This window comes from Dethiosulfatibacter sp., from assembly GCF_983023055.1.
Map to the genome: position 1 here is coordinate 1 of NZ_CEZJXU010000049.1, position 4,605 is coordinate 4,605.

Sequence of the window (4,605 nt, forward strand, 5' to 3'; positions counted from 1 at the left end):
GACTTGAATCCAAATGTTGGCCCAAGAATTGCTGGAAAACCTGATTCCTTTATTTTATCCTTGATAAGATGACCCTCGGTGCAGTGATCCAAAGTCATGTTCAATCCGTATTCCTTTGCAATTCTAATAGCAGTCATTATATCATCAGCTCTGTGTACATGGGCCTTCAAGGGGATTTCACCCTTGATGACAGGTATCATATTTTCCATTTTTTCATCATATGAAGGTTTTTTCAAAATATCATCACCTGCAGCGACTTGTCTTGAATAATAGTCATGAGCCTGGTTAATTGTAGTTCTTAAAGTAGAAGCTATCCCCATTCTTGTGAAAGGAGGTTTACCTTCCTGTCCAAAATATTTCTTTGGATTTTCTCCAAAAGCACATTTCATGGCTGATGGATTTTTTATGATCATATCGTCTATTATATTTCCATTAATCTTAATTGTTAAAAATTGGCCTCCTATTACATTGGTACTGCCGGGACCTGTCGAAACTGTAGTGACTCCACCCTTCAAAGCTTCCTTGAATGCAATGTCTTCAGGATTGATGCCGTCAATTGCCCTAAGTTCCGGAGTTACAGGACTGCTCATTTCATTTCCGTCAGCACCTTCTATTCCTATTCCTTCCTCCCACATTCCAATATGAGAATGTGCATCTATGAGACCTGGAGTTATATACATTCCTTCACAATTTTCAAAGCATTCACTATCAATGCAATCGTCAATTTTTTTAATTTTACCTTCGGATATTTCAATGTCTTTCTTAACAAATCCATTTTCTTCCAAAAGGAAAACTTTAGCGCCTCTTAATATCATTATTCTACCTCACCTAAAAAATCCAGAAGATTTTTACCAAGTATTTTTTCTATAGTTTCTTCCGAATAGTTTCTATTTATCAGTTCCTCAATGATACAAGGAATCTCCTTATATCCATCAATACAATCAAAGGGTTTCCTCGGAAGATTAACCAGTTCTTCTTCAGGTATGTATCTCAAAATAATATTATTGAAATCAAACCCAAATCCCAAGCAATCTTCTCCTCCTACTTTCAATACATGATCTATATGATCACAGTATCCTATGACATTATCATTTGAACCATCCTCAGACACTGTAAAATTCATTCCATTTATTCCAATAAATCCTCTATTATCTGAAATTGTTTTTATCTGATCGTCGGAGATGTTTCTCATTGTATTGTTCAATGACCTGGCATTTGTATGGGATACCATTATCTTTCCATTAAAAAATTCAATGGAATCACTAAATCCTTCATCATTAATATGGCTCAAATCAAGGAACATCTTATGATTTTCAATTTTATCAAGCAATTCCAACCCAAATGAAGATAGTCCACTTCTTTTGCCAATTCTCTTTTCTACAAAATCAGATCCATCGGCCGCATTGTTTCTTCTACTCCAGCAAAGACCCACGCCTCTTACTCCAAGCCTTTTAAATACGTTAAGCAGTTCAAGGTCATTATACAGAGGCTCAACTCCCTCAAATGAGAGCATGATGGCTATTTTACCGTTTTTATATGCAGCTTCCACATCGCTCTTGCCAAGGCAGAATTCAAAATGTTCAGACTCCTCTATATCCTCCAAGAGAGCTTCGACCTGCATAAGCGCTCTTCTTAGTACCATTTCCGGAATATACTTAGTTTCTATAAAAATCGAAGATATGACGAGGTTTAATCCACCATCCAACATATCCTGATAATAGTCTCTTTCAAGAATATTCCTTCCTCCATATGACCTTTTTCTAACTATGTCATATGCAAGATCCAAATGCGCATCGGCAATAAAACAACTTCTCTTAATAGATTTAACTTTATTCTTTATATCTATATTCTTCATCAATAATATTCACCAGAATCCTTAATTATTTCATATCTTCTGTCAAAAATTTCAATTATCTTGCCATCCAGCCTATATACCAACTCGGAAACAATGATATTTATGAAAAATATCGGTGCTATCATAGAGTTCATCAATAGGTCAGTTTTCGTATGACATAAAAAATGCATCTTACTGTGTTTACATACCGGACAGGACAAATCATCGGTTATCAATATAACTTCTACTCCCAGTTCTCCAGCAAGGTCTACAGCTCTTTCAACAGCCTTGCTGTATCTGTAAAAATCAAAGACTATGAGTATATCACCCTTTTTCATATGCATGAGCTGTACATCAAAATCAATTGAATCCCTTCTTATTTCCCTTGAGTCAAATCCCAAATGATTAAGCCTGAAATTCAGTACTCCAGACAAATATGACGACACATCCCAACCCATGGTGAATATTCTTCTCTCACTCAATATAAGCTCTATTAATTCATTGAATTTTACATCATCAATATTTAAAAGTGTATGCGATATGTTTTCAAACTCTTTGTTTTGAGTTTTTTCAAGACACATAATATAGTCCGATTCATACAGCTGCTTCATTCTGTCTGCAGGGGAAGAGTCAAGTATCTGCTCTTCCTGAAGTGTCTTTTTAAATTGGGAATAACCGTTAAATCCAAGATTTTTGGCAAATCTCATCAAGGAGGTTTTAGACATATCAAGCTCTTCCGATACTTCGTTGATTGACTTTAAAGAAACAGCAAGAACATTCTTCATTATATATTGATATATCTTTTTCTCACCTTCGGTCATTTTCTCATATTTCTGACCCATTTGTTCCATTATATTCATTCCAAACCTCCTTGATCTATTAAGTGACAGGCAACACAATGACCGTTTTCAACTTCTTTTAGTTCAGGCATTATTTTCCTGCATATATCTTTTACATATGGACATCTTGTATTAAACCTGCATCCTACAGGAGGATTAATCGGCAACGGCAAATCTCCTTCAAGAATCTGTCGTTTGTTCCTGTGATTGGGATCAAAGGAAGGGACTGCTGAAATCAACGCTTTTGAATAAGGGTGCATGGTATTGTTATATATGTCATACGATGTTCCCTTTTCAACAATCTTTCCCAGATACATTACACATACTTCATCACAAAAATTCCTCACTACACTCAAATCATGTGATATAAATAGATAGGTCAAAGAAAACTCCCTTTTCAACTTCAACATCAAATTCAAAATCTGTGACTGTATAGATACATCCAGTGCTGCTGTAGGTTCATCACATATTATGAATTTAGGATTCAATGAAAGCGCTCTTGCAATTCCTATCCTCTGTCTTTGTCCTCCAGAGAACTGATGTGGAAACTTGGAAATCTGTTCCTTACCTAATCCGCAAAGCTCAATCAATTCTTCAACTCTTCTCCTTGCTTCGCTACGGCTTGCATTTTCATGTTTTCTTATACCTTCAGATACTATTTTCTCTATATTCATTCTAGGATCAAGACATGCATAGGGATCTTGAAAAATTATCTGCATATCTTTACGCAAAGATAGCATCTCATTTTTACTTATTTGCTTGCCTTCACTAGTATCATAAATAGTCTTACCATCAAAAATTACTTTTCCTTCTGTCGGCTCCAATAAATTAAGTATGGTTCTTGCCGCAGTGGATTTTCCACATCCGGACTCTCCAACAAGTCCCATTGTAGTTCCTTTTCTAATATTAAAGCTTATTCCATCTACAGCCTTCACGCTACCCTTATTCCTTCCAAAAGAACCTGTAACAGGAAAATGCTGTTTTAAGTTTTCAACCTTAACCATGTAATCATTCATAAATCAATCATCTCCATTTTTATCAATAATTGCATTATCGCCGTTATAAATCCAGCATCTTATTTTCCTGCCGTCGACACCTTCATAAAGATCCGGCATACTGTTTTTACAAATTTCCATCTTACAATCACATCTGTCGTAAAAAGCACATCCCTTGGGCATGTTCATAAAGCTTGGAACCCTGCCTTTAATATAATAAAATCCATCCTCTTCGGAATAATTGTCAGGTCTGGCTTTAATCAGGCCTATTGTATAAGGATGTTTGGGATTGTTAAGAATATCATTAACCGAACCTTCTTCAACAATTTTACCAAAATACATTATTGCTACATCATCAGCCATTTCAGCAATAACTCCAAGATCATGTGTAATAAACATAATCGATGTACCAAGATTCTCTGTCAATTCCTTCATAAGATTAAGTATCTGAGCTTGAATAGTCACATCCAACGCTGTTGTAGGTTCATCCGCTATAAGAAGTTCCGGGTTGCATGAAAGGGCTATCGCTATCATAACTCTCTGTCTCATACCACCTGACAGATGATGTGGATATTCATCAATTACTTTTTCAGGTCTTGGTATTTTCACCAGTTTAAGCATTTCGATTATTTTATCTCTCTTTACCTTGCCCGTAAGTCCCTGATGTATCTCCAAAGATTCTCCTATCTGATATCCAATGGTGAAAACAGGATTAAGACTTGTCATGGGTTCCTGGAAAATCATCGCTATGCTATTTCCTCTGATTTTTCTCATTTCATCATCTTTAAGCTTCAGAATTGATTTTTCCTTAAATACTATATCCCCTGAAGCAATATATCCATTTGGTTTGGGTACCAGATTCATAATGGCCAGGCTGGTAATACTTTTCCCACTTCCGGATTCTCCTGCTATTCCAAGAATCTTTCCTTTTCTTATT

General features: G+C 35.8%; 5 protein-coding genes. All 5 read right to left on the reverse strand.

What is annotated here, in order from left to right; all coding sequences use genetic code 11:
- On the reverse strand, positions 1–815 hold an 815-nt coding region (locus tag AC3AX0_RS03190; RefSeq protein ID WP_487548862.1), incomplete at its 3' end, for an amidohydrolase family protein.
- Positions 815–1,855 (reverse strand): dipeptidase, encoded by a 1,041-nt coding sequence (locus tag AC3AX0_RS03195; protein ID WP_487548863.1) that lies wholly within the window; start codon positions 1,853–1,855, stop codon positions 815–817. The genes AC3AX0_RS03190 and AC3AX0_RS03195, both read right to left, overlap by 1 nt.
- Positions 1,855–2,694, reverse strand: coding sequence for a MurR/RpiR family transcriptional regulator (locus AC3AX0_RS03200; RefSeq protein ID WP_487548864.1), 840 nt, complete (start codon positions 2,692–2,694; stop codon positions 1,855–1,857). The genes AC3AX0_RS03195 and AC3AX0_RS03200 overlap by 1 nt, the downstream gene beginning before the upstream one ends.
- Positions 2,691–3,689, reverse strand: a complete 999-nt coding sequence (locus tag AC3AX0_RS03205) for an ABC transporter ATP-binding protein (protein WP_487548865.1) — start codon at positions 3,687–3,689, stop codon at positions 2,691–2,693. The genes AC3AX0_RS03200 and AC3AX0_RS03205 overlap by 4 nt, the downstream gene beginning before the upstream one ends.
- Before the next feature lie 3 nt (positions 3,690–3,692).
- A partial coding sequence (locus tag AC3AX0_RS03210) for an ABC transporter ATP-binding protein (RefSeq protein WP_487548866.1) occupies positions 3,693–4,605 on the reverse strand: 913 nt, incomplete at its 5' end.

What these genes read in the sequence shown, in the direction of transcription:
- AC3AX0_RS03205 (WP_487548865.1), bottom strand. Translation starts at nt 3,689, where the DNA reads ATGAATGATTACATGGTTAAGGTTGAAAACTTAAAACAGCATTTTCCT.
- AC3AX0_RS03195 (WP_487548863.1), bottom strand. Translation starts at nt 1,855, where the DNA reads ATGAAGAATATAGATATAAAGAATAAAGTTAAATCTATTAAGAGAAGT.
- AC3AX0_RS03200 (WP_487548864.1), bottom strand. Translation starts at nt 2,694, where the DNA reads ATGAATATAATGGAACAAATGGGTCAGAAATATGAGAAAATGACCGAA.